Origin of the sequence: Bacillus sp. UMB0893 (assembly GCF_002858905.1) — a bacterium.
GTDB lineage: Bacteria > Bacillota > Bacilli > Bacillales > Bacillaceae > Bacillus_P.
Genome location: NZ_PKLB01000004.1, coordinates 215,342 through 240,950, shown reverse-complemented (window position 1 = coordinate 240,950; position 25,609 = coordinate 215,342). Strand labels below are relative to the sequence as shown.

23 protein-coding genes are annotated in these 25,609 nt (G+C 41.7%); 1 reads left to right on the top strand and 22 read right to left on the bottom strand.

Annotated elements, in window-relative coordinates:
- Positions 1 to 81: 81 nt before the first annotated feature.
- On the bottom strand, positions 82 to 1,068 hold the full coding sequence (locus CYJ36_RS11215; protein WP_101567355.1) for a Gfo/Idh/MocA family protein: 987 nt from the start codon (positions 1,066 to 1,068) through the stop codon (positions 82 to 84).
- Positions 1,069 to 1,223: 155 nt separating this feature from the next.
- Here CYJ36_RS11215 and CYJ36_RS11210 point away from each other — a divergent pair, with 155 nt between their 5' ends.
- A complete protein-coding gene (locus CYJ36_RS11210) occupies positions 1,224 to 2,423 on the top strand; it encodes an NAD(P)/FAD-dependent oxidoreductase (RefSeq protein WP_101567354.1) in 1,200 nt (399 codons plus the stop codon).
- Positions 2,424 to 2,645: 222 nt separating this feature from the next.
- Here the strand turns inward: CYJ36_RS11210 and CYJ36_RS11205 are convergent, their stop codons facing one another.
- The 21 genes from CYJ36_RS11205 to upp all read right to left on the bottom strand — a co-directional run bounded on the left by CYJ36_RS11205 (position 2,646) and on the right by upp (position 25,539).
- Complete coding sequence (locus CYJ36_RS11205) at positions 2,646 to 2,918, bottom strand: hypothetical protein (RefSeq protein WP_101567353.1); 273 nt, start codon at positions 2,916 to 2,918, stop codon at positions 2,646 to 2,648.
- Between the two features lie 71 nt (positions 2,919 to 2,989).
- Entirely contained in the window at positions 2,990 to 3,721 is a 732-nt protein-coding gene (locus CYJ36_RS24800) for a methyl-accepting chemotaxis protein (RefSeq protein ID WP_374702798.1), read from the bottom strand.
- A gap of 863 nt (positions 3,722 to 4,584) precedes the next feature.
- On the bottom strand, positions 4,585 to 5,763 hold the full coding sequence (locus CYJ36_RS11195) for a sugar ABC transporter permease (RefSeq protein ID WP_101567351.1): 1,179 nt from the start codon (positions 5,761 to 5,763) through the stop codon (positions 4,585 to 4,587).
- Positions 5,760 to 7,265, bottom strand: coding sequence for a xylose ABC transporter ATP-binding protein (locus CYJ36_RS11190; RefSeq protein WP_101567489.1), 1,506 nt, complete (start codon positions 7,263 to 7,265; stop codon positions 5,760 to 5,762). Before CYJ36_RS11190 ends, CYJ36_RS11195 begins: the two co-directional genes overlap by 4 nt.
- A 144-nt stretch (positions 7,266 to 7,409) precedes the next feature.
- Entirely contained in the window at positions 7,410 to 8,453 is a 1,044-nt protein-coding gene (gene xylF / locus CYJ36_RS11185) for a D-xylose ABC transporter substrate-binding protein (RefSeq protein ID WP_101567350.1), read from the bottom strand.
- Positions 8,454 to 8,942: 489 nt separating this feature from the next.
- Positions 8,943 to 10,508 (bottom strand): response regulator, encoded by a 1,566-nt coding sequence (locus CYJ36_RS11180; RefSeq protein WP_180850239.1) that lies wholly within the window; start codon positions 10,506 to 10,508, stop codon positions 8,943 to 8,945.
- Positions 10,509 to 10,522: 14 nt separating this feature from the next.
- The gene (locus CYJ36_RS11175) at positions 10,523 to 11,950 is read right to left on the bottom strand and encodes a sensor histidine kinase (protein WP_101567348.1); all 1,428 of its coding nucleotides are present in this window, start codon (positions 11,948 to 11,950) and stop codon (positions 10,523 to 10,525) included.
- A 15-nt stretch (positions 11,951 to 11,965) separates the two neighbouring features.
- Positions 11,966 to 12,901, bottom strand: a complete 936-nt coding sequence (locus tag CYJ36_RS11170) for a sugar ABC transporter substrate-binding protein (protein ID WP_101567347.1) — start codon at positions 12,899 to 12,901, stop codon at positions 11,966 to 11,968.
- Between the two features lie 272 nt (positions 12,902 to 13,173).
- Positions 13,174 to 14,478 (bottom strand): MFS transporter, encoded by a 1,305-nt coding sequence (locus CYJ36_RS11165; RefSeq protein WP_374702797.1) that lies wholly within the window; start codon positions 14,476 to 14,478, stop codon positions 13,174 to 13,176.
- Positions 14,479 to 15,194: 716 nt separating this feature from the next.
- A complete protein-coding gene (locus CYJ36_RS11160) occupies positions 15,195 to 15,599 on the bottom strand; it encodes a F0F1 ATP synthase subunit epsilon (RefSeq protein ID WP_101567345.1) in 405 nt (134 codons plus the stop codon).
- A gap of 26 nt (positions 15,600 to 15,625) precedes the next feature.
- Positions 15,626 to 17,047, bottom strand: coding sequence for a F0F1 ATP synthase subunit beta (gene atpD, locus CYJ36_RS11155; protein WP_101567344.1), 1,422 nt, complete (start codon positions 17,045 to 17,047; stop codon positions 15,626 to 15,628).
- 69 nt (positions 17,048 to 17,116) lie between these two features.
- Positions 17,117 to 17,974, bottom strand: a complete 858-nt coding sequence (atpG, locus tag CYJ36_RS11150) for an ATP synthase F1 subunit gamma (protein WP_101567343.1) — start codon at positions 17,972 to 17,974, stop codon at positions 17,117 to 17,119.
- A gap of 85 nt (positions 17,975 to 18,059) precedes the next feature.
- Positions 18,060 to 19,568, bottom strand: a complete 1,509-nt coding sequence (atpA, locus tag CYJ36_RS11145) for a F0F1 ATP synthase subunit alpha (RefSeq protein ID WP_101567342.1) — start codon at positions 19,566 to 19,568, stop codon at positions 18,060 to 18,062.
- A 15-nt stretch (positions 19,569 to 19,583) separates the two neighbouring features.
- Complete coding sequence (locus tag CYJ36_RS11140) at positions 19,584 to 20,129, bottom strand: F0F1 ATP synthase subunit delta (RefSeq protein WP_101567341.1); 546 nt, start codon at positions 20,127 to 20,129, stop codon at positions 19,584 to 19,586.
- A complete protein-coding gene (gene atpF, locus CYJ36_RS11135; RefSeq protein WP_101567340.1) occupies positions 20,126 to 20,644 on the bottom strand; it encodes a F0F1 ATP synthase subunit B in 519 nt (172 codons plus the stop codon). Before atpF ends, CYJ36_RS11140 begins: the two co-directional genes overlap by 4 nt.
- Before the next feature lie 167 nt (positions 20,645 to 20,811).
- Complete coding sequence (gene atpE, locus CYJ36_RS11130) at positions 20,812 to 21,024, bottom strand: F0F1 ATP synthase subunit C (protein WP_029283354.1); 213 nt, start codon at positions 21,022 to 21,024, stop codon at positions 20,812 to 20,814.
- 58 nt (positions 21,025 to 21,082) lie between these two features.
- Positions 21,083 to 21,793, bottom strand: a complete 711-nt coding sequence (gene atpB, locus CYJ36_RS11125) for a F0F1 ATP synthase subunit A (RefSeq protein WP_101567339.1) — start codon at positions 21,791 to 21,793, stop codon at positions 21,083 to 21,085.
- A gap of 20 nt (positions 21,794 to 21,813) precedes the next feature.
- Positions 21,814 to 22,182: an ATP synthase subunit I gene (locus CYJ36_RS11120; RefSeq protein WP_101567338.1), complete on the bottom strand. Its 369-nt coding sequence runs from the start codon at positions 22,180 to 22,182 to the stop codon at positions 21,814 to 21,816.
- A 7-nt stretch (positions 22,183 to 22,189) separates the two neighbouring features.
- A complete protein-coding gene (locus CYJ36_RS11115) occupies positions 22,190 to 22,411 on the bottom strand; it encodes an AtpZ/AtpI family protein (RefSeq protein WP_101567337.1) in 222 nt (73 codons plus the stop codon).
- Between the two features lie 198 nt (positions 22,412 to 22,609).
- A complete protein-coding gene (locus CYJ36_RS11110; protein WP_101567488.1) occupies positions 22,610 to 24,835 on the bottom strand; it encodes a S8 family serine peptidase in 2,226 nt (741 codons plus the stop codon).
- A 74-nt stretch (positions 24,836 to 24,909) separates the two neighbouring features.
- Positions 24,910 to 25,539: a uracil phosphoribosyltransferase gene (upp, locus tag CYJ36_RS11105; RefSeq protein WP_101567336.1), complete on the bottom strand. Its 630-nt coding sequence runs from the start codon at positions 25,537 to 25,539 to the stop codon at positions 24,910 to 24,912.
- Positions 25,540 to 25,609 lie beyond the last annotated feature (70 nt).

Below are 25,609 nucleotides of genomic sequence, written 5' to 3'. Positions count from 1 at the left end.
CCTCTGATTTGAAAGTCAAATAGATGTCAAAATTCATAATAAGCAGGAAAAAAGGACCCTTAAACAAGAGCCCTTCATGCTTTATAAGCTGATTGATATTCTTCGTTTTTCCCGATTCGACTGAATCGCCACCTCGTTGACTGCCGTTAACAGCAAGGCATCTTCAGTCGAAATAAATGGCGTCTTTCCTGATTGAATGGCGTCTGCCCATTGTTCGATAGGGATCGGAAGTTCATCTGGAAGCTGTTCGATCTTCTGTACACCATCTGAATTTCTTAATTCTACGTTCCCGTCCTGAATAAGCAGGCACCCTTCTGTCCCGTACAATTCGAGGTAAAACGGACTTCCATGTGAGACGAATGATGTTTCAATCACACCAGTTACACCATTTTCATAGGACACTAAAACAGAAGCCTGATCTTCAACTTCTTTTCCATACACATGATCAAAATGGGCAGAGAGTTCTACTGGTTTCCCTGCCAGTCTATTAAGCAGGTAGATGGGATGTGCGCCTAAGTCAATGAGTGCACCCCCGCCGCATTGTTCTGCATTGTAAAAATGCGCAGGCAGCCAGCCATCCGGATTTTCTGCTGTTGGGACGGATCCGTTGTGAGCCACACGGCACCTTGCCATTTTTAGTTCCCCAATCAAGCCTTCTTTCACTGCTTTTTCAGCATAAAGGTAATAATTTGAGCTAAGTCTTGGCATCGATACAACAAGGGATACTCCCGCTTGCTCGACTGCTTCGAAAATCTCCTTACAATCTGCTGCTGTTAAAGCAAGGACTTTCTCTGTAAAAATGTGCTTTCCATTCTGAGCTGCTTTTATGATGACTTCTTTGTGCATATTTGTAGGTGTGTCGACTACAATACCCTGGATATCAGGATTGCTAAGCACCTTCTCAAGCTTTGGCTCAAATGGAACATCCAGTTCAATTGCCCACTGCTGTCCACGTTCTCTGTCCTCGTCCCAAACACATGTAATCTTTAACTGCGTGCTATTATGTATATCCCTGGCATAATCAACGGCATGAACGTGCCATTTACTTATCATTGCTACAGAAATCATTTGGTTCCCTCCCCGATGTTTTCACTCTTATAGTAACTTCCTTTTCAAACGCTGAATTCCTTTTCAAATCTTGGAAAATTTTTTTTTAATAATAGAGGTTTTTTTCATGGAGAAAAGAGGGAATAGACTGGTTATCATCTTAAGGAGGAAAAAGTATGAAGCTGCATAATGGTTCTCTCTACTGGCCTAAAACAGTCGATACCGTTCAGACATACCCTAAACTGACGGATACAATGGAGTGCGATGTTCTCATCGTTGGAGGGGGCATGTCTGGAGCATTGTGCGCTCACACGCTGTCTAAATACAATTTGAAAACGATCGTTGTTGAAAAAAGGACCGCAGGCAGCGGCAGTTCCTCTGCAAATACTGGATTGCTGCAGTTTTCCAATGATACGATGCTCCACACATTCATCAAAAATCTTGGGGAGGAACAAGCTGTCCGCTTTTATAAAATGTGCTTAAAGGCAGTGGATGACCTTGAAGTGACAGCTAAAAGCTTATCAAAACCAGTCGATTTCCTCCGAAGAAAAAGCCTGTATTATGCCAGCACTTCAGGCGATGTTTCCAAACTTAAGAAAGAGTATAAAGCTCTATCTAAGCATGGTTTCCCTGTAGAATATTTAGATGGAGATGAAATCAAAAAGAGATTTGGATTTGAAAAGCCTGCTGGTCTTTTAACAGATGGAGATGCAGAGGTTAACCCCTATAAATTTATCCAAACCCTAATAGAGGATGCTCATCACAATGGTGTTCGAATCTTTGAGAATACGGAGATTGAAGAAACAGGCACAGATGATGAGTATGTTTATTTTCAATCCTCACATGGGAAAATTGCAGCTAAAAAGGTCATCTATTCAACTGGATATGAAACCATTCCTTTTGCAAAAAAACTAGGTGCTGAAGTTAACCGAACGTACGCTATTGTTACGACTCCTCTGCGAGCTCTTGAGCATTGGGAAGACAGAAGCTTAATCTGGGAAACAAAACGTCCCTACTTCTATATGCGTACAACTGTTGATGGAAGAATTGTAGCAGGCGGTCTTGATGAAGAAAAAATGGAAGCTCCAAGCAATGAGGAGATCATTCGCGAACGCGGCCAGCGCCTTTTAGATAAAATTAAAGAGCATTATCCCGGTTACGAGATGGAAGTCGATTCCATCTGGGGAGCAAGCTTTGGCGAATCAGACGATGGGCTGCCGTTCATTGGACAGCATCCCGATAAAGAAAACGTTTATTATTGCCTTGGATTCGGCGGAAATGGGACAGTCTATTCAATGATCGGGGCAGAAATATTGAAGGATTTGATTCTTTATAATTCTCATCCGGATGCTGAGATTGTGCGGTTGGATCGGTAGTTTGATTTGCGGGTGAAAAGACGGTTTCTGTAGCGGGCCGGATCATAAAATGCTGATTTCGGATCGTAAATCCTGATTTCTGGCTGATAAGCCCACTCTGGTGGATCATAAGAGCAGTGTTTTCGATCATAAGGCAGGGCAGGCGGGATCAAGTTTGGCCGGAATCACTTTATACTACAAAACAAAAAAATTAGCACTGCCATCAGGCAGTGCTAGTTCGATTTATTTCTTCTTTTCATCGTAGTATTGCACGGGATACATGGAGCCTTCTGAGACCATCTTGTTATCATCAATATCCCGGGGATCTGGATGACCCGCTTTTTCAACTGGGAATGCATCTGTGTTTTTGCGCGCAAAGTAAGGAATTTTGTTTTTAGCGCTTTGAACAAATCCAGTAACCTTCTGACGATTTGCTTTGTCCTTTAGGAAATAGGATGTAACTCCGACTCCGACCGTTGATATCGCTATACCTGAAATTAATGCTTTCTGTCTCATACAAGTTGCTCCTTTCAATTAGATATTTGTTGCTTCTAATTAAAATACCCGTTCAATCAATACGCTAAACATTAAATGGTATGATGCTGAATCTTTTCCGCGCTCTGTGCGGTTTCATTCATGAATCGTGCAATCTGTTTATTATCTTCGTTCAAGGTTTCGATGGTTGCACTCATTTCCTGCAGGCTTGCTGTTGCTTCCTCTATAATGGCTGCCAGTTCGTTTGTGGATTTTTCGACATTTCCTGTGTTGGCAGCTACATTTTGCGAAATACGATCAAATCCTTTAAAGCTATCGATGATATTCTTTAGGTTTTCTTTTAATTCATTGAAGCTTTCACTTACTTCTTTTGTAGACCGCACGCTGCTGTTTAAGTTTGTACTGCTGATGATCATTTTATTTTGAGCCTCTGCACTTGTTTGGTTCACTTCATTTAAATTCGCAGTGATTTTCTTCGTCGTATCGTTTGTAATTTCTGCGAGCTTGCGGATTTCCTGAGCAACGACAGAAAAGCCTTTCCCTGCCTCACCCGCTCTGGCTGCTTCAATGGATGCGTTTAAGGCAAGCAGGTTTGTTTGTTCTGTGATTTGATGAATATTATTTGTAAGCTGGTTTGTTTCTTCTATTTTCAAATTTAGAAGCTTGAAGGTTTCATTTAAAGCTGTGACTACCTCTTGCAGGTGATCCATTTGATTTGACAGCAAAATGACCTTTTTTCCGCCCTTCTCTGCAATCTCATTTGCATGATTGGAATCTCGATTCAGCACAGCAGATATGTCATTCAGTTCTTTTATAGAAAGCATGTTATGATGAGCACTTTCAGCTATTTCACTTATCTGTTCACTCTGAATCTGACTGCCTGATGATACCTCATTAATAGCAAAATTCATCTCTTCTTGTGCGATTGCATTTTGCTGAACACGATCATTCACTTTTGAAATATGGGCAGCAATGATGCAAACTTCCCTCTCAAGCTTCTGCTTTTGCTCTTCTTTTATTTTCGCCTCGGCTTCAGCACCAGAAATAAATTGCTGAAGATTTCTAAATTGCTTGTTGTTCAAGCGGATCAAAACACCGAGCAGAACACCTGCCAAAACATACGTAAGCATGATCGCGCCAATGTTTTCAAGGATGATTGCCTGTTCCGCTGAAGGGATAACAGCATTCACAACAAGAGCAATGAATCCGGAGATATAACCGATGGCAAATACAATCGGATTATATTGGACAGCTGAAAAAATCGCCAGAAAAAGAAGGATGGCTACTAATGATAAATTTGCTCCGGTAATAATAATAGACAAAATGGTCGCGCAATAAATCATCACCACGCTAAAATACGGAAATAGAATTTCTCTTTTTAAAATGAAATGGAAAAGTACATAAAATAAAAAAAGTAAAATAAGTTCTGATAAATAGATCGGACTCTGTTCAAACTGCTTTGTCACCAAGACGTAAATAAAAGCAAATAAAGCGGAAGTTCCAAACGTAAATAGCATTAACTTGTTTTTGCTCTTAAGATCTTCGTATTTTACTTTTTCGACAGCTGTCATACTCGTTCTCCCCTGAATAAATGTACTTTTATTTTTTATATCGACAGCGCTTTCATATTATTTATATATTCAAAAAAATAAACGCTGCATCCAGGCAGATGCGAGCGTTCAGAGGGTTATCTTTTCTTTTTATTGCGGCTGTAAATATCAAACCAGACAGCCAGAATCAGAATGCTGCCTTTTACGATCAGCTGCCAGTAAGCATCAATATTCATAATGCTCATTCCGTTATCAAGACTTGCCATAACCAGTGCTCCGATAATCGCTCCAGGGATAGTGCCGATTCCTCCCATTAAGCTGGTTCCCCCGATGACACAGGCTGCAATCGCGTCAAGCTCATACATGTTTCCTGCTCCGACGGTCGCCGCGTTTACACGGGCCGTTAACACAAGTCCGGCAATCGCAGCCAGTGTATTCCCAAGCACAAATACGAGCAGAATTCTTCTCTTCATATTGATTCCTGACAAAATGGCTGCTTCAGGATTTCCTCCAATAGCATAGACCTGTCTTCCAAATACAGTCTTCTTTGCAATAAAGTGAAACATGACTGCGAGCAAAATAACCGTTATAAATGGAATTGGAATTCCTTGATATTGATTCATTAAATAAACAAAGGTAAAGATGAGCAATCCAAAACCAACAGATGTAATGAGTGTCCAATTCATGGAAAGGACTTCAAAACCGTACTTAATTCTCGCGTTGCGCTGTCTGATTAAAAAGAAAATCGCAAGGATAAAAGCAATCGCGCCCATTACAAGACCAATCGCTGGCGCAACATAGCCCTGCCCAATAAATTTCAGCTCAGGAGAAAGCGGGGCGACCGTCATACTGCCGGTAATTCCTGTTAAAATCCCCCTGAAAATAAGCATCCCTCCAAGGGTCACGATAAAAGCAGGTACAGCCCTGTAGGCGATCCACCATCCCTGCCATAAACCAATTAATGATCCTAAAAGAACCGTTGCAATAATTACAGGAATCGTATCCCAGCCAAGCCATACATTTAATATCGCAGCGACTCCCCCTGTTAATCCGACAAGTGAACCGACTGAGAGGTCAATTTGGCCTGAGACGATAATCAAGACCATGCCAATCGCCAAAATAGATGTTACTGACATTTGCAAAAATAGATTAGATAAGTTCCTTGGTGTTAAAAACGTATCGTTTAGTACGGAAAATAAGATCCAGATCACGATTAAAGCGCCGATCATCGAATATGCCCGGATATCTATCGTGAAAAGACTGATCTTTTTTTCTTTAATTTGTACTGGCTGTTCTGGAGTCAGATTCGTATTCATCCTGCGAGTCCTCCTGTCGCTGCTCTCATGATTTTCTCCTGTGTTGCCTCTTCTGCGAGAAATTCACCAGTAAATCTACCTTCAGACATGACTAAAATCCGGTGGCTCATTCCAAGTACCTCAGGCAGTTCGGAGGAGATCATGATGATGGCTACACCCTCATTTACGAGTTCGTTCATAATGTTATAGATTTCCAGTTTTGCTCCTACATCAATTCCTCTTGTCGGTTCGTCCAGAATAAGAACTTTTGGCTTTGTCATCAGCCATTTTCCGATGACTACCTTTTGCTGATTTCCTCCGCTCAGAGTACCTACAACAGTCTCAACAGAAGGTGCCTTGATTCTTAGTTGCTTTAAATAGTGATTGCCGCTGTGAATCTCTTCATTTTGGTTAATCATGCCGTAGGATGAGATGCGCCTCAAGCTTGGCAGTGTCACATTATTCTGGATATCCATGTTTAAAACAAGGCCGAATTTTTTACGGTCCTCTGAGACTAGCGCCAGCCCATTTTCAATCGCATGCTTGACTGATTTATTTTTTACAGCCTTGCCGTCAAGCTCGATCGCCCCTTGAGAGAAACCAGCATAAGCTCCGAACAAACTCATGACAAGCTCTGTTCTCCCTGATCCCATTAGTCCCGCAATCCCGAGGATTTCTCCTTTTCTGACTTGGAAAGATACGGAATCGATGACCTTTTTGTCCGGCAATTCTGGATGATAAACGGTATAATCATCAACCTTTAGCATCGTCTCCTTTGGATTTGCTTTCATGCGGGGATAGCGGTCTTTAATCTCCCTTCCAACCATGTAAGCTATCACTTTATCTTCTGTCAGATCAGAAGCTCTCTGAGAGGTAACCGTTTTTCCATCACGAAGAACAGTAATGGTATCTGCTATTTCAAACACCTCTCCCAGTTTGTGAGAGATGTAGATGCAGGTAACGCCTCGTTCTTTAAATTCTTTTAAAATGGAGAGCAGAATTTTAACCTCTTGCTCAGTCAATGCAGCCGTCGGTTCATCTAAAATAAGGATTTTTGCATTTTTCGAGAGTGCTTTTGCGATTTCAACAAGCTGCTGCTGGCCGATACCGAGTGTTCCTGTAACAGTGTCCGGACTGACACCTTTTAATCCAACTTCTGCAAGCCACTTCTCACATTCCTGAATCATTTTATTTTGATCGATGATTCCAAACGTTGCCGGCTCATTTCCGAGAATTAAGTTTTCAGCTACAGTCATTTGCCTGACCAGCGCCAGCTCCTGATAAATTATCGAGATTCCGGCTTTTTCTGCATCTTTAATCGTTTTAAAAGCCTGCTCTTTCCCTTCAACAGAAATGGTTCCCGTGTAATTTCCAGAAGGGTAAAGTCCGCTAAGTACCTTCATAAGAGTAGATTTACCCGCTCCATTCTCACCGCATAACGCATGGATTTCACCTTTTTTCACATTAAACGTAACCTTATCCAGCGCCTTTACGCCGGGAAATTCTTTCGTAATTTCATTCATTTCCAATACAGATGCCACTGCAGGTCCTCCTTTAAAGATTTTTGTGCTCTGATTTTTATCAACCTATCTTTGATATTTATCAACCGGATTCTCTTTCTAGAAAAAAATGTGGAATACGATGCATTCCACATTTTTTGAAATCTCTTATTTATAAACATCCTCTTTTTTATGGAAGCCGTCTTTAATAATGGTGTCGTCCATGTTGTCTTTAGTAACAGCAACTGGATCGAGCAGAAGGGACGGCACATCAATTTTGCCATTGTTTACTTTTCCGTTCGTTTCAACCTCTTCTCCGTTCGCCATTTTAACGGCTAAGTCTGCTACTGTTTCAGCAATAAGTGTGATTGGCTTGTAAACCGTCATTGTTTGCGTACCTTCTACAATGCGCTGTGCAGCTGCAAGTTCTGCATCCTGGCCTGATACTGGAACCTTCCCGTCTAATCCTTGTGCAGCAAGCGCCTGAATCACACCGCCAGCTGTTCCATCGTTCGCTGCCACTACTGCATCAACTTTATTGTTATTTGCAGTTAATGCATTTTCCATATTAGCAAGCGCATTTGCCGGATCCCATTCCTCTGTCCACTGATCATATACGACTTTGATATCCCCGCTGTCAATTAACGGCTGAAGAACGTTCATCTGTCCCTTTTTGAAAAGATGTGCATTGTTATCAGTATCTGCGCCTTCAATCAATACATAATTTCCTTTTGGTACAAGCTCAGTGATCGCAGTTGCCTGCATTTCCCCGACACGCTCATTATCAAAAGAAACATATAGATCCACATCTGAATTTTTGATTAAGCGATCGTATGAAATGACCTTTACGTCCTCTTGATGAGCCATTTCTACAATCGATGCCGCCACCTCTGCGTTATGAGGCACGACTACTAAAATATCAACGCCCTGACTGATTAAGTTCTCAGCCTGTGCAATCTGTTTCGCATCATCGCCATTTGCTGCCTGAACATTTACTTTTGCACCCAATGATTCTGCTTTTTCAACAAATAAATCACGGTCGCGCTGCCAGCGCTCTTCTTCAAGGGTATCCATTGAAAATCCAATGACTAATTCATCGTCATCCTTAGATCCGCCGCCATCCCCTTTAGTCGGCTCAGATCCAGAGCTATTGCAGGCTGCAAGCCCAAATACAAACACCATCAGCATAAACAGCATGAAAATCTTTTTCATTTCCCCATCCCCCTCCTGAACTTTCCATCTTACAAGACTAACTTTATCACCAATGTAAGCGTTTTATTTAAGATGATTCCTTCACTTTTTTAAGATGTATAGCACTTTATTAGAAAAGCGGAACCGCCCGTTTAACTCCGACAGGCAGATAAGGATCCGACAGAAAAGTCCGGGTTTGACTTTTATGGCGGAGCCGTTCTGACCGAGGAGTTGGGCGGTGGAGCTGGACAAAGAAAAGCGGAACCGCCCGTTTAACTCCGACAGGCAGATAAGGATCCGACAGAAAAGTCCGGGTTTGACTTTTATGGCGGAGCCGTTCTGACCGAGGAGTTGGGGGTGGAGCTGGACAAAGAAAAGCGGAACCGCCCGTTTAGTTTTGACAGAGGGGATGGGCGGTAAAGCTGGACAACTAGAAAAGCGAAACATGGGCAAGTCAAAGATTCGGAAATTTTATTATCATCATTATTAAAAAGAGCCAGGCTGAAAAACCTAGCTTTGTCCTATCCTATTCGCTACTAAAGCGTCCTTATATTGACTTGGAGACATCTTGCAAACCTTTTTAAAAACACGGCTGAAATAATTCGGATCGTTATAGCCGACTTCATAGGCAATTTCCTTTAAGCTGAACGAGCCTTTTTCCATCATTTGTTTTGCTTTTTCAATTCTGCATGCTGTTAAGAAGTCGATATAGCTGACTCCAATTTCCTCTTTAAAAATCTTGCTCACATACTGAGGAGACAAGTTAAATTCCTTTGCCATGGCCTCCAGCGAGAGATCGGTGTGGCAATTTTTTTTAATGTGCTGTTTCATCCGATTTGGAATGTCTTCCTGCAGATTTTCAGTCGCCAGCTTGTATTGGCTGATGATATTATCCAGGATAAAATTCACTTCTGTTTTCATGTGCAAATAGGATTTTGCACTAAAGGAAAAGACCGGTTTGCGAATGACAAATCCCATTTCATCCAGATAGCGGATCATTAGAGTCATCGTGTCGTATACTTTTTGCTCGGCTTCAGCAAGCGGATGCTGATATTTTTCAAAGTAACCAATCATTGATTTGAAATGACTTCCCAGGCCTTCCCATTTTCCAATACGCAATTCCTCAAGAATCAAATTTTCAATCCTGTGCATCTCTGTGTCTTTCACTTCTTCATTCGAGATCCTGTCACTGTAAAAGCTATACCTTGCGCCTGAACCAACCGTAATAGATGCCCGCAGTGCTTCATAGTAGGATTGCCTGATTTGTTCGAGAGAAGGGTAAGCTGTGCCGATTCCGATTGAAGCAGATGCTGAGAATAAATGATTGATGTTTTGTGATATTTTTTGAACAAGCGCAATGGCATTCTTGCGATAATGGTGAAGTTCTCCCTCTAAGAAAACGATAATAGGTACCTGTAAGCAGGACATCGGCCCGACCCACCCTTTTGAATGCTTCTGAATGGTTTTCTTAAGCTCACCATACATTTGCTCGATTGGACCTGTTCGTGCATCCTGAGAAAAATGAACCAAAATGACAAAGGATTGCTGCGTTTGATGGACATCTAGCAGATGCATGCACTCATGAAGATGAACATCATGAACATGGTCAAAAAGGAGCTGTGTGACAAGGTCTGCTTCTACAATCGGAATCATTTTCAGAATGCGTTCTTCTGTTTTCTGCTTTTTTTCTGATTCAAGCAAATCCATCTGGATATCATTAATCACTTTTTGAATGGTTGAAAGAATGACTTCCCGCTTGCTTGGCTTTAATAGATAATCCTTTACACCAAGTCTCAGCGCCTGCTGTGCATACTCAAACGTATCGTACGAAGAAACAATCAGTATTTTTGACTTAGGAACAATTTTCTGAATTTCTTTTATTGCCTCAAGACCATTTATCCCGGGCATTTTAATATCCATTAAAATGATATCAGGCTGATGCAGAGCAGCAAGCTCGATTGCCATTCTTCCATTTTCCGCAAGACCCGCAATTGAAATGTCTTTAAATTCTGTTTCAATCATTTTTTTCAAAGCCAATCTTTCAATCTCTTCATCTTCCGTTATGAGCAGTTTCATGTGCAATTCTCCTTTCATGCAGGAAATTTTATCGAGATCACAGTTCCCTTTTCACCGGCAGGCTGAATTTCCATCACATCATGCTGATTGGTGAACAGCCTTAAGCGCTGGACAACATTGCGAAGACCAATTCCTGTGGATTTGCTCTCAATAGAATCCTTGGGCTTGTCCGTTAAAACCTGCGCGATTACCTCATCTGACATTCCAGCTCCCTTATCCTCAACACTGACATGGATTTCCTGTTCGCGTTTAAAAACACGAATAAAGATCATGCCTCCTTCTTCATAAGGCTCAACACCGTATTTAAAAGCATTTTCTACAATTGGCTGAAGAAAAAAAGCAGGCACTTGAATATCCAAACACTCATCTTGGATATCAAAGTGATAAGAAATGCGGGTAGAAAAACGTGCTTTTAAAATAGTGAGATATTCTTTTACTAAATCGAGCTCATCACGCAGTGTCACGTTTTCATCTACACTTTTCAAGTTATATCTGAGTAAATTCGCTACCGTTGAAATTAAATCACTTGTCTCGAAGGCATCTTCTAAATAAGCTTTTTTCGACAGTGTATTTAATGTATTGAAGAGGAAATGCGGATTGATCTGATTATGCAGCCTCTTTAATTCGCTTTCTTTCAACAGCAGCTGATACTCTTTAATTTCTTTTTCAAGCTTTGCTTTTTCCTTTATTTCAGCCACAAGCTCTTTTATGTTTTCTCTCATCTTATCGAAGGTTTTTGCCAGAAACGATATCTCATCATTGCTGGTAACTTTGATTGGGTGATCAAAATTTCCGGCAGCTACCTCTTTCACTCCCTGGATAAGAAGATAAATCGACCGGGTAATTCCTTTTGAAAACCAATACGAAAACGCAATGGAGATCACAAAGACAATTCCGAGAATCCATAATCCAAGTGAACGGAGATGGTTTGTCACATCTATCATTGATTCATAAAATTGCTTTTGATTCGTTAATTCTTTTTTAAAAAGCAAAAGCGTTGTCTCATCGATAAATTTGGAGGTTTGAAGAGCTTCATCATAAGCATCCGATGCATTTTGCCGTTTGTCCAAATCATAAAGCATAATGGTTAAATCCATCGCCTCTATTTGACTGTCGAGCATAAAGATATAGTCTGTCAAAGCGATGCCGTTTGATTGGTTCTCAAGGAGATTCAGTTTTTCTTTCGATTCAATCAGCTGATTTTTCATATTTTCATAACTTTGTTGATGAGAGGATGAAGGTGTACTGATATATTGGCTTAATTTTGCCAGGGAATCCTGGCTTGTTGATGAAACATTATTCAAAAGGAGGTACCGCTCTAAAATATTGTTATATTCATAAATTGATTTTTGATTAATGTAGCTGATGGCTGTCCAAAAGGCGCCCATAATCAAAATAATAATGAGGGACATCATCAAAATCTTTCTCTGAATCTGTGTCACGAGCCGTTCTCCTTCTCATTGGGTGATAACTTTTGTCTCCACATATGTATTTACCGGAAGAGGCAGGTCCTTCTTCTCAAGCCAATTTACAATCGTTTCAACACTTTTTTTCCCCATTTCTTGATGTCCATGCCGGACCGTTCCGTCTATTTTTCCGCTTCGCAAAAGTTCCATCGTCTCCTGCGTATCATCAAACGTATAGATCTGATAGCTGTCAAGAGTTGAACGCGACTCAATGGCTCTGACAATTAAATCGCCATCATCGATGCCGGTTCCGATGATGACCTTCATATTTGGATAGAGATTCAGCAATTCATTTGTTTGCTCTTCTGCATGATGCAAGGTAGTTTCCACAAGCTTGATGGCAGAATACCGTGTACTATCCTTCAATCCATTTAATCTCAATTCTTCGATCGATGTAACCTTGTTCCCCTTTACAACACCAATTGTTTCACCGTCATTCAGCTGCTTTTTTAATAGGTTTCCAAGCTCTAGCCCTGTTTCATAATGATTAGAGCCAATAAATGCCTTTCGAAAACTTTCAGGCAGATCCGCCATGATAGTAACGACTGGTATCCCTTTCATCGTGGCCTTTTGAATCGTCTCCAAAAAAGCATCGTCATCGATTCCCAGCAGTAAAATCCCATCAACCTTAGAGGAAATCGCCATATTCATCGCTTTTATTAATTCTTCATTATCAGGCAGGTTGGTCCCCTTGATATCAAGACTTAAATGGAAGTTTGCGGCAGCCTTCTCCACCCCTTCAATCGTTTTGTTCCAATAGGAATCACCTAAATATGGCGAGATTAAAACAAGACGATAGCGATATTCGTTTGCATCCGCCTGTGATGAGAATGATTGACTCGATTGATAGATTTGGAAGAGATGATAAAGAGGATAAACCGAAGTGATTAGGAAAATAAGGATCATGAGCTTATAACGTGTTTTCATAGAATCACCGTTTCATAGGACTTTTTAATTAATTATAAGGGTTCGGGGGAGATTGTAAACGCTTTATTTTGCAGGTGCTGTTTTTTCTGCAGAAGTTTTTATGTGGCTGCATCAGCCTTCTGATTTATCGTCTTTCATATTCCAGGTTCGAAAGTTCAATTAAACAGTAATGGAAAAATAAAGAACCATTTCATTAAGAAATGGTCCTAATCCTGGATAGTCTAACATTTTTGAATGCACATGATACTGTCTGGAGCAGAATTCACATACAGCTAGTGTATTTTCCTGGCATCGAGCTCAGCTTCGATATGGGATGCTTTCGAAGACTCACCCATTCGCAAGTAGGAGATTAAACTAACCGCAATACAGGCTGCTACGTAGAAGTAGAAGAGAGTCTCTACTCCAGAGCTCTTTAGCCATAACGCGATAAACTCTGCTGTTCCACCAAAAATTGCAACAGTGAGCGCGTATGGGAATCCAACACCAAGAGCACGGATTTCAGTCGGGAAGAGCTCGGCTTTTACAATCGCATTAATGGAGGTGTAACCAGTGATAATGATGAGACCTGCCATCATAAGCAAGAAAGCAACAATAGGACTCTTCGTCTGTTCCATGATTAAGAACAGCGGGACGGTCAGCAACGTTCCGCAAAAACCGAAACTTATCAATAAAGGGCGCCTTCCGATTTTATCAGACAGCATGCCGGCGAGCGGTTGAAGCACGACGAAAACAAGTAAGGCAATAAAATTTATCCAGCTGACAATTTCCTTATCCAGACCCACAGTATTCACCATGTACTTCTGTAAATACGTTGTATATGTATAGAAAGCGACGGTTCCGCCGAGTGTGAGTCCAACTACTGTCAGCACAGCCCTTGGATGTTTCATCAGAGCCCGAACAGTTCCTGCACTCTCTCTGCTTTTTGTTTCCATGTTTGAGAACTGCTCTGATTCGTCCATCGTACGGCGCAGCCACAATACAGCCAATGCCCCCATTGCTCCGATAACAAATGGAATACGCCAGCCCCAAGACATCATATCGGATTCACTGAGTGTTTGCTGGAGGATAATTTGAACACCCAGTGCCAACAGCTGTCCGGCAACAAGTGTGACATACTGAAAGCTCGAATAGAACCCGCGCCGACCGCTGCTGGCCATCTCGGACAAGTACGTTGCAGAAGTTCCATACTCTCCGCCAAGCGACAGTCCTTGGAGCAGGCGTGCAAGAACAAGAATAGCAGGTGCCATCACTCCAATAGCGGCATAACTTGGAGTTAAGGCAATGATTAGAGAACCTCCTGCCATAACGGTGATGGAAAGTGTCAGTGCTGCACGACGGCCATGACGATCAGCGTAACGGCCCATTAGCAGGCTCCCTAACGGACGCATCAGGAAGCCGACGGCGAAAATTGCAGCCGTGTTGAGCAGTTGGATAGTAGGATCTCCCTTTGGGAAAAACGCTTCCGAGAAATACACGGCGAAAGCAGAATAAACATACCAGTCGTACCATTCAATCAAATTTCCAACCGAACCTTTGAAGATGTTTCCGGTGACGCGGCGCTTATTTGTGTAGTCAATAGATTGATTCACTGTTAATCCTCCTCTTGAAGTATCGGTTTTAAACCCTCCTATGTGTCGTGCCGGCAGTCACTTATTGAAACGATTACAATATCTTTCTTTTCAAATTGTGACATTTACCTATAAATCGACAAGAATAGTTCGAATTTTGCTGAAATTCACTATAATGGTAGCATTCACTTTATGTATTGGTAAACATGCCATTGTTTCTATTTTTAAACGGCAATACAGTGCTGAAGCATCACAAATTCTTCACCCTTTAATCAGTCGTTCTTTAAAATTCGTGTTAAGGAAAGAATGAAATTTATAGATATTTAAATGGTTTTTTCCCCTTATTTATCAGCTGAGAGTCTAAAGTAATTCTGTTCAGGTAATAGAGAGAAAAATAGGAAAGCTGTTCTTTAAATCACTAATTTACAAGTAAATTAGCACATAAAAACGCTTGGACAACATCCAAGCGTTTTTGTTCTGGCTACCTCCTTCCTGCAAAACGTGCAGTTCATGAAAAATCTGCTAAGTTGAGATTTAAATACCAATTTGACTATTCCCCGGATCTGCAGCACGTTCTTCGTTCACTTCAAAATCCGTGATTATTACAAATTTGTTGGTTACTTTAATATCCTCCTGCACCAGTTTTAATTACATCGTTATTGTGCAAAGAATACATCCTAGAAAAGTCAAAAAACCCCTGGGACCTGGTCCCGGGGTTCTCCGACTTACATATTTCGCTGTGATACATTAATTCGATTCATTGCTCGGCGCAAGGCCAATTCAGCACGCTTGAAATCGATATCGTCTGTATTTTTGTTAAGACGCTGTTCAGCGCGTTCTTTTGCAGATTGTGCACGAGCTAAATCAATATCTTCTACAGTCTCAGCAGCTTGTGCCAAGATTGTGACTTTGTCAGGCCGTACTTCTAAAAAGCCGCCGCTAACAGCCACGAGTTCCGTGGATTTTCCTGTTTTCAACCGAACTGCTCCGATTTGCAAAGGAGCCACCAACGGAATATGACCTGGCAAGATTCCGAGCTCACCGCTTTGAGCCTTTACGCTTACCATTTCGACGTCTGCATCGTAAACTGGGCCATCGGGAGTAACGACATTGACTTGTACTGTCTTCATACTCTATACCCTCCTGCGTCCCAAAATTATACTTCTACACCCATGTTCTTCGCACTTTCGATAACATCTTCAATGCGTCCAACAAGACGGAATGCATCTTCTGGAAGATGATCGTATTTGCCTTCAAGGATTTCCTTGAAGCCGCGAACTGTTTCTTTAACAGGAACGTAAGAACCTGCTTGACCAGTAAACTGCTCAGCTACGTGGAAGTTTTGGGATAAGAAGAATTGAATACGACGTGCACGGGACACGACTAATTTATCTTCGTCATTAAGCTCATCCATACCAAGGATCGCAATGATATCTTGTAATTCTTTGTAACGCTGAAGTGTTTGCTGTACTTGACGTGCAACAGAATAGTGCTCTTCTCCAACGATTTCAGGAGATAATGCACGAGATGTTGAAGCAAGCGGATCCACCGCTGGGTAAATACCCATTTCAGAAAGTTTACGCTCAAGGTTTGTTGTTGCATCCAAGTGAGCGAAAGTTGTTGCAGGAGCCGGATCCGTATAGTCATCGGCAGGAACGTAGATTGCTTGAATCGACGTTACAGAACCAACGTTTGTAGACGTGATGCGCTCTTGCAATTGACCCATTTCAGTAGCAAGGGTCGGCTGGTAACCAACGGCAGATGGCATACGGCCGAGAAGGGCAGATACCTCTGACCCTGCTTGAGTGAAACGGAAAATGTTATCCATGAAGAAAAGAACGTCCTGTCCTTGGTCATCACGGAAGAATTCAGCCATTGTAAGACCTGTAAGAGCTACACGCATACGTGCTCCAGGCGGCTCATTCATTTGTCCGAAAACCATCGCTGTTTTTTTGATAACACCAGAATCAGTCATCTCATGGTAAAGGTCATTTCCTTCACGAGTACGCTCTCCAACGCCGGCGAATACAGAGATACCGCCATGCTCTTGAGCGATGTTGTTGATAAGTTCTTGGATAAGTACGGTTTTACCAACTCCCGCACCTCCGAAAAGACCGATTTTTCCGCCTTTGATGTAAGGTGCAAGAAGGTCTACTACTTTGATTCCCGTTTCAAGAATTTCTACCTCAGTAGAAAGCTGATCGAATTTTGGTGCTTGTCTGTGGATTGGGTCACGACGGGATTCAGCAGGAATAGCTGCATCCAAATCGATATTATCACCTAATACGTTAAATACACGTCCAAGTGTAACATCCCCAACTGGTACAGAGATTGGAGCACCTGTATCTAATACTTCACTTCCGCGAACAAGGCCATCTGTTGATGCCATCGCAACGGTACGAACTGTGTCGTCACCTAGGTGAAGGGCAACTTCTAATGTTAATTCTGACGCTGCTTCGTTTTCGCTGCGTCCTTTGAATGTAACTTTAAGGGCGTTATAGATTTCAGGAAGCTGACCGCTTTGGAACTTTACGTCAACAACCGGACCCATAACTTGAGTAACGCGTCCTTTATTCATCGTTTTCCCTCCTAACTTGCTAGTGCAGAACATTTCTGTCTATGGAACCCATGTATTGGGCCTGTATGTCTATTCGAGTGCCGCAGCTCCGCCGACGATTTCCGTAATTTCCTGTGTAATCGCAGCCTGACGTGCACGGTTATATGAAAGAGTAAGACTGTTGATAAGTTCTTTCGCATTGTCTGTCGCATTTTTCATCGCTGACATACGCGCAGCATGCTCAGAAGCTTTACTGTCTAAAAGTGCCCCGTAGATGAGACTTTCAGCATATTGTGGTAATAACACTTCTAAAATCTCTTCCTCAGAAGGCTCAAATTCGTAAGATGTTTTCTTAGTAGAGACTGCTAGATCAGAAAGAGGAAGAAGCTTCGTTTCTGTCACGTCCTGCTGGATCACACTTACGAAATGATTGTAATACACGTAGATTTCGTCAAATGTTCCGTCATTGAACATATTAACTGTGTTTGTTGCAATATCTTTAATCTCAGCAAATGATGTATCATCTGCAATACCTGTCACTTCAAGAGCGATTTGAACACCGCGCTTCTTGAAGAATTCACGTCCGATCTTACCGATTGCTATTACAGCGTACTCATCTTTCGACGTGTGGCGCTTTTGCATAGACTGGTATACGGCACGCAAAACGTTACTGTTAAGAGCGCCAGCTAATCCGCGGTCAGAAGTGATCACAAGATACGCTGTTTTCTTAACGGGACGGCTGACAAGCATTGGATGGGACACGCCCGTACTGCCTAAAGCTATGTTTGCAACCACCTCTTGTATCTTATCCATATAAGGCACAAACGCTTTTGCGTTGTTTTCGGCGCGGTTCAGCTTTGCGGCTGAAACCATCTCCATTGCCTTAGTAATCTGGCTTGTTTTCTTCGTTGAGGTGATTCTTGATTTAATGTCGCGTAATGATGCCAAAGGTTCTCACCACCTTTTTATAAAAATCAACCTGATTCATTATCTTAAGATAAAGTATGAAGGCCGGCCTTCATACTTCACCTCATTATTCAGTAATCGCGAATGTTTTTTTGAATGCAGCAATAGCAGCCTGGAAGTCATTGTCTTCTGGAAGTCCGCCAGTTGTGCGAATATGATCAAGCAATGCTTTATGGTTTTGTTCTAAGAATACATAGTACTCTTCTTCAAAGCGTTTAATATCTTCAACCGGGATATCATCTAAGAATCCGTGAGTTAAAGCGTAAAGAATCGCAACTTGCTTCTCAACACCAAGAGGTTTGTTCAAGCCTTGTTTCAAGACTTCAACTGTACGTGCTCCGCGGTTTAATTTCGCTTGAGTTGCTTTATCAAGGTCAGATCCGAATTGAGCGAATGCTTCAAGCTCACGGTAAGAAGCAAGGTCAAGACGAAGAGTACCTGATACTTTTTTCATTGCTTTGATCTGTGCAGATCCTCCAACACGTGATACAGATAGACCGGCGTTTACCGCTGGACGTACCCCTGAGAAGAATAAGTCAGACTGCAAGAAGATTTGTCCATCAGTGATGGAAATTACGTTTGTTGGAATGTATGCTGATACATCTCCAGCTTGTGTCTCAATGAATGGAAGAGCTGTTAAAGAACCAGCGCCTTTTGCATCACTAAGTTTTGCAGCGCGCTCAAGAAGGCGTGAATGCAAGTAGAATACGTCACCAGGATATGCTTCGCGGCCTGGAGGACGGCGTAATAATAATGAAAGTTCACGGTAAGCAGATGCTTGTTTTGTTAAATCATCATAAACAACCAATACGTGCTTGCCGTTGTACATGAAATGCTCACCCATTGTAACACCTGCATAAGGAGCTAAGAATAATAGCGGTGCAGGCTGTGAAGCAGATGCCGTTACAACGATGGTGTAGTCTAATGCGCCATTTTTGCGAAGAGTTTCAACTACGCCGCGGACAGTAGATTCTTTTTGTCCGATTGCAACGTAGATACAGATCATATCTTCGTTCTTTTGGTTTAAGATTGTATCGATGGCAACAGATGTTTTACCTGTTTGGCGGTCACCGATGATTAACTCACGCTGTCCGCGTCCGATTGGAATTAACGAGTCAATCGCTTTAATTCCTGTTTGTAATGGTTCATGAACGGATTTACGATCCATAACGCCTGGAGCCGGGCTCTCAATTGGGCGTGTGTGTGTTGTTTCGATTGGACCAAGGCCATCAACAGGCTGTCCTAGAGAGTTAACGACGCGTCCGATTAACGCTTCACCAACCGGAACCTCCATGATGCGTCCCGTACGGCGAACTTCGTCACCTTCACGGATATCACTGTATGGTCCAAGGATAATGATACCAACGTTGTTTGACTCAAGGTTTTGAGCCATACCCATTACGCCGTTTGAAAATTCAACAAGCTCTCCAGCCATGACATTGTCGAGGCCATGAGCACGGGCGATACCGTCACCTATCTGGATAACTGTACCTACATCACTAACTTTGATATCAGACTGATAGCTTTCGATTTGCTTTTTAATCAGTGCACTAATTTCTTCTGCTTTGATGCTCATGAGTTTCACCCCTATCTACGATCTTTTTGAAACAAGTTGTCGCTCTATACGTTCAAGCTTTCCGCTTATACTTCCATCATAAATGCGATTGCCGATACGAAGCTTCACTCCGCCGATCAGATTCTGATCAATAACATTTCTTAAACGTAGAGAAGATTTGCCGATTTTTTTGGCAAACGTATCAGACAGCGCTTTTAGTTCATCTTGACTGAGCAGTCGGACAGAATACACAGTCGCGTCTTCTGTGCCGCGCTCATCGTTTGCAAGCTTCACGAAATGTTCCGCAAGCTGCGGAATCACGCTGATGCGCTGGCGCTCAATCAAAATAAACAATGTATTTAAAACCGGCTGAGATAAAGAAGCGAACGCTTCACCTATCATGGATTTCTTCTTTTCCAGCAGCACTTTCGGATGTGTTAACACATTTAGCAATTCAGGATTTTCAAGAGTCACCTTTTGAATGACAAGCAATTCCTGTTCCAATTGATCAATCGTGTTATTTTCCTTTGCGATTTGAAAAAGAGCCAATGCATAGCGGTCTGCAACGATTTCTTTACTCATCGGCCTTCGCCTACCTCTTTGATATAATCATGGATAAGCTTCTCTTGCTCTTGCTCATTTAATTCCTTCTCAATTACTTTAGTAGCAATCAGGATAGATAATGAAGCAACTTGCTCACGAAGGGCTGCAACAGCAAGCTCTTTTTCTTGAGCGATTTCTTTAATAGCAGATTGTTTTAGACGCTCTGCTTCTGCACGTGCCACTTGAATGATATCTTCCTTTTGCTTTTCACCAAGCTTTTTCGCGCTTTCAACAAGATTTTGTGATTCTTGTCTTGCCTGTTTTAAGAGTTCACGCTGCTCTTCAGCAAGCTTTTTCGCTTCTGCGTGCTTTGCTTCAGATGCATTAATTTCAGATGAAATATGCTCTTCGCGCTGTTTCATGATGTTCATGACTGGACCTAGAGCATATTTTCTCAGCAATGCCAATAATATTAAGAAAATAACCAGCTGGAATACGATATCTCCAGTGTTTAAACTTAAACCTGCACCTACTACCAGATTAGACGTTACCATTGCCCGGTTTCACTCCCTTCAAGAGTTCCATGATGGGTTACTATGAAAAAAAGCTCGAGATTGTTCTGATTGATTCTCGGCCGCATATTTTAAATAGGAACATAAAGCAATGGCGAAGAAGGATAAGCTACGATCTTCGCCATTTATGTAGAGAACCTGTCTCTTTATTAACTTCCTAATACGATAAACGCGATAACTACTCCGATGATAGGAAGTGCCTCAACTAGTGCGATACCGATGAACATGATTGTTTGAAGCTTACCTTGTAATTCTGGTTGACGAGCAACTCCCTCAACAGTACGTGAAACAATAAGTCCGTTACCAATACCAGCACCAAGTGCCGCTAAGCCGATTGCAATTGCAGCTGCGATTAAATTCATTATATAAGACCCCTCTCAAAATATTGAAATGTTTTGTAATTCAGGTGAAACATATTAATTAATGGTCGCTGCTCACTTTGTGAGACATATAAACCATTGTTAACATGACAAAAATAAATGCCTGGATAGAACCTACGAAAATACTGAATGCCTGCCATACCATCATCGGCAATGCGGCTGATAAAGCGCCGACTGGACCCGTTACTGCAAGTCCGGCAAGAAGTCCTAAAAGGATCTCCCCTGCATAGATGTTACCGTAAAGACGCAAGCCAAGTGTTAATGTGTTGGCGAATTCCTCAATGATCTTAATCGGGAAAAGAAACGCCATTGGTTTGAAGAAATCCTTTCCATATTCAGATGCGCCTTTCATTTTCACACCATAATAGTGTGTTAAAGCAACGACCATGACCGCAAGAGTAAGCGTAATTGTTGGGTCCGCGGTTGGTGATTTCCACCATAGTTCATGGTTTACAGCGATTGAAAATGGAAGCCCGAGCATATTCGAAACAAAGATATACATCAGGAGCGTAACTCCAAGGGTTAAAAATTTACCGCCTGAGTGCCAGTCCATCGAACTGTTGATGATTCCTTTGACGAAATCCACAACCCATTCGAAGAAATTCTGCATCCCTGTAGGCTTCATCGCCATTTTGCGAGTGGATAATACCGCTATTAAGAAAACGATAACACTTGCTACAGTGATCATTAAAACGTTGGATAAGTTAAAAGTAAGACCTAAAAACTCGACTATAGGAGCTTCGTGATGCAATAGATTCACCTCTCTTCCGGCTAAGCGCGTGAATGTTGAAAAACATAATCTATCATAATGACAAGATAAACTGTCATTAATCCAATAATGACACTAACCATATTCAGATATTCGGGAAACTTGATCGCGAGTATCGCAGCTAAACCAGCTGACGCTAAACGTGATGCAGTGCCCAGGGACCTGACCTTCCTATTCTTCTGAACAGCTTCGCCAAACTGAATTTGTTTGCGCACCATTGACCATAAGTTGAACAAACTGAGGCCTGTTCCAAGTGCTAGTCCTAAAAAGACAGACTGATACTCGGTAAATCCCCAGCCTATGGCATACAAGGATAAAAGATAAAACATATACTTACGATATCTGCGGTACATCTGGTGCAAATCAAACATGAATGATTCAGTCTCCTGAAAAAAAGTGGTGGACTAACTTGATCATCGCGGAAATACCGATTGCGAGTCCAATGAACAGTCCTATGATCATAAAAAGCGGTTCAGTATGGAAATATCGGTCGAGCCATCTTCCTGAAAAGATGCCAATTAGTGTTGAACCGACTAGCTGAGATAGAATGCCTGTCATTAGTGCCATGGCCTGCATCGGATGACGCTCTTTTTTACGCATTCTCATGTCCTCGCTAATAGATTTATTAAGGATTTTTCTGGGGATAAAAGACGGTAAATTAACAGTTTGAAAACCTTATCATTTACCCTCGTCTAGCATACAATAGGCACTAATCAAAGTCAATTGCTTTAAAACCAAAAACTTGGCAATTAAAAAACCTATCACAAAAAGTTCACAATTTCTGTTCGAATCTTTTTTTCACTTCTGATCTTCAAGCAAAATCTCTGTTTCAATTGCATCTTCTTTGTTTCCTTTTTTAGCAAAAATAATCGCTTTATATAACCCATTTGGAAACTGTATTTCTTCTTTTTGAAATGTCTTCTGAACGACTCCCCGCTCCATATCCCTGCCCCAGTCAAGGAATCCCGCAAATGTTAACGAATCGGGATCATAAAGAGCAATTCCCATTTCATCAGCTCCTCCTGGGAGATAAAACTCATACTTATACGTGTCTGCTGCGTCACCTGCTCCAAATTCAAACCCCATCACACGAGGATAGTCCGGCTCGTCTACTACATATAGATAAGGAAGTTTTACGGCCCGGCTGTCAGCTAAAACATCCAGCCATCCAAAATGAAGACCCGGTGTCATCCCCGGTGAATAAATATCCAAAGATATGTATACATCCTTCTGCTGTTTTGGACCAACTTCAATTTCAGAAGGAATTTTCCATTGAAGACCCTTATTATACTTAGGATACTTAAAGCTATATTCTTTTTTGCTGTTTGATTGATTATCAAGTGTCAGTTTCACTTTCTTTTGGATGCGGTTTGCATGTAAAGGAACTTGTCCAAATGATAAAGAACCAGGATATATCAGAGCTTCTGTTTCAAGTGCACGCGGCAAATCAATTCTTCCGGTTCCCTGTTCAATCGGTTCATAATATACATCTTTCTTTTCCGCTAAACGTTCAGCTGAATTCATTAAAGCCGCTTTTATTTGCTCTGGCTTCCAATCCGGATGAGCCTGAATTAATAAAGCGCTGGCTCCTGCTACATGCGGCGCTGCCATGCTTGTTCCCTGCAAACTCATATATCCTTTTGGAACTGTACTGTCAATTGCAACGCCCGGTGCTACAACATCTGGTTTTATAGCCCAAGAATACGTAACAGGTCCTCTCGAGCTAAAATCAGCCAATCGATCTGATTCATTTTTATAAATTGTTCGGACCATTGCCTGATTTTTCAATTGTTTTTTCAGCCATTCACCGTCTTCCTTAGAAATAGAAACAACCGGAATGCCTACTTCCAATTCAAGATTCCCTGCAAAATTGCCTTTCATATTATTGTAGATAATTATAGCTTTTGCACCTTTTTTCTCTGCGTTAAGAGCTTTCTCGGTGAACGTAATTTTACCTCTCTCGACAAGGACAATTTTACCTTTCATTTTCATATTGAACTGATTTTCTTCGCCAATACCCGCAAAAACAATCTCATCACCTTGTTCTAGCTTCCATTCTTTTGAACCGGCAAGTGCAGAGATCGGCATCATCTTTTTCATTCCGCTCATTTTTAAATAAGGAATTTTTTGCGGAGGTGTCGAAGCGCCGACTGATATGGATTTGCTTGAAGTGCCGGGAGAACCAACTGTCCATATGCCTGGTCCGGAATTTCCGCTCGATGTCACAGCAACTATCCCATTCTCAACCGCACGATCAAGCGCCAAACTTGTTGGCCAATCAGGTCCATTAACTGCATTTCCAAGCGATAAATTCAAAACATCAACTTTATCTTCAATTGCTTTTTCTATCGCAGCAATGACTTGTTCTGATGTTCCAAGTCCTCCAGGACCCAATGCACGATAAGCGACAATTTCAGCTTCAGGTGCAACACCTCTAAGCTTTCCATTTGCCGCAATTATTCCAGCAACATGGGTCCCATGAAATGTTTCTGATCCATCTGTTGCTTTTGTTTCCATCGGATCACTGTCTCCGTCAATTAGGTCTGTTCCTCCGCGATAGCTTCTCGTCAAGTCCGGATGTGTATAATCAATTCCAGTATCGATAATGCCGACTTTTACACCTTTACCTGTCAATCGGTGATGATGAAGGTCGAACTTCCCTCTCACTTCCTCCGCACCGATAAATGGGACACTTTCTTCAAGATCGATCCGATAAGCTGCGACTGGACTTGCGTGTGCAACGTGAGGTTCTTTTTGCAGATTTTCCAGGTCTTCATGTGTTCCTTCCACTGTAATGCCGGTGAATACTTTTTTAAAAGTGCGCCTAATATGTACGTTTGGATATTTTTCCTGGAGGATATCAGAAAATTGCTCTGCATGCTCTTTTTCAACAATAATTATAATCGTTGCTGACTTTGACGGAGATTCTTCTGGAATAGCAGGTACATTTGGATATTTTTCTGCATGCACTAGAAAAGGAAAACTCAGAAGAACGATCAAAAAGATAGAGAAATTTCGGACCATGTTCATCACCTCTATCTTATTCTTTTCTATTAAAAGAAAAAAATCCCCCTTTACTTTAAAGGAGGATATCATTGTTATTTTGTTCCGAACATGCGGTCACCGGCATCACCTAGGCCAGGGACAATATATCCATGATCATTTAACTTTTCATCAAGTGCTGCAATGTATATATCAACATCTGGATGTGCTTCCTTCACGATTTCCACTCCTTCTGGAGCTGCGATTAAACACATAAATTTGATATTTTTTGCACCGCGTTTTTTTACACTATTTATCGCCTCAACTGCGGATCCGCCTGTTGCAAGCATTGGATCCACCACGATAAATTCACGTTCTTCCACGTCAGAAGGGAGTTTTACGTAATACTCGATCGGCTTTAGCGTCTTTGGATCACGATATAATCCTACATGTCCAACTTTTGCAGCCGGAATCAGCTTTAAAATGCCGTCAACCATTCCAAGTCCAGCACGGAGAATAGGAACAATCGCTAGCTTTTTGCCAGCCAATACCTTAGATGTCGCTACTTGCACCGGTGTTTCAACTTGCACTTCTTCAAGCGGCATGTCTCTTGTAATTTCAAACATCATTAAGCTTGCAACTTCATCAACAAGCTCGCGAAATTCTTTTGTACCCGTTTTTACGTCACGAATATATGTTAGCTTATGCTGAATAAGTGGATGATCAAAAACGTATACTTTGCCCATCGGCTCATCTCCTTTTCTATGACACTTCAATAGATTTTACATAAAAAGAAGCACTGTTTCAAGGAGGATG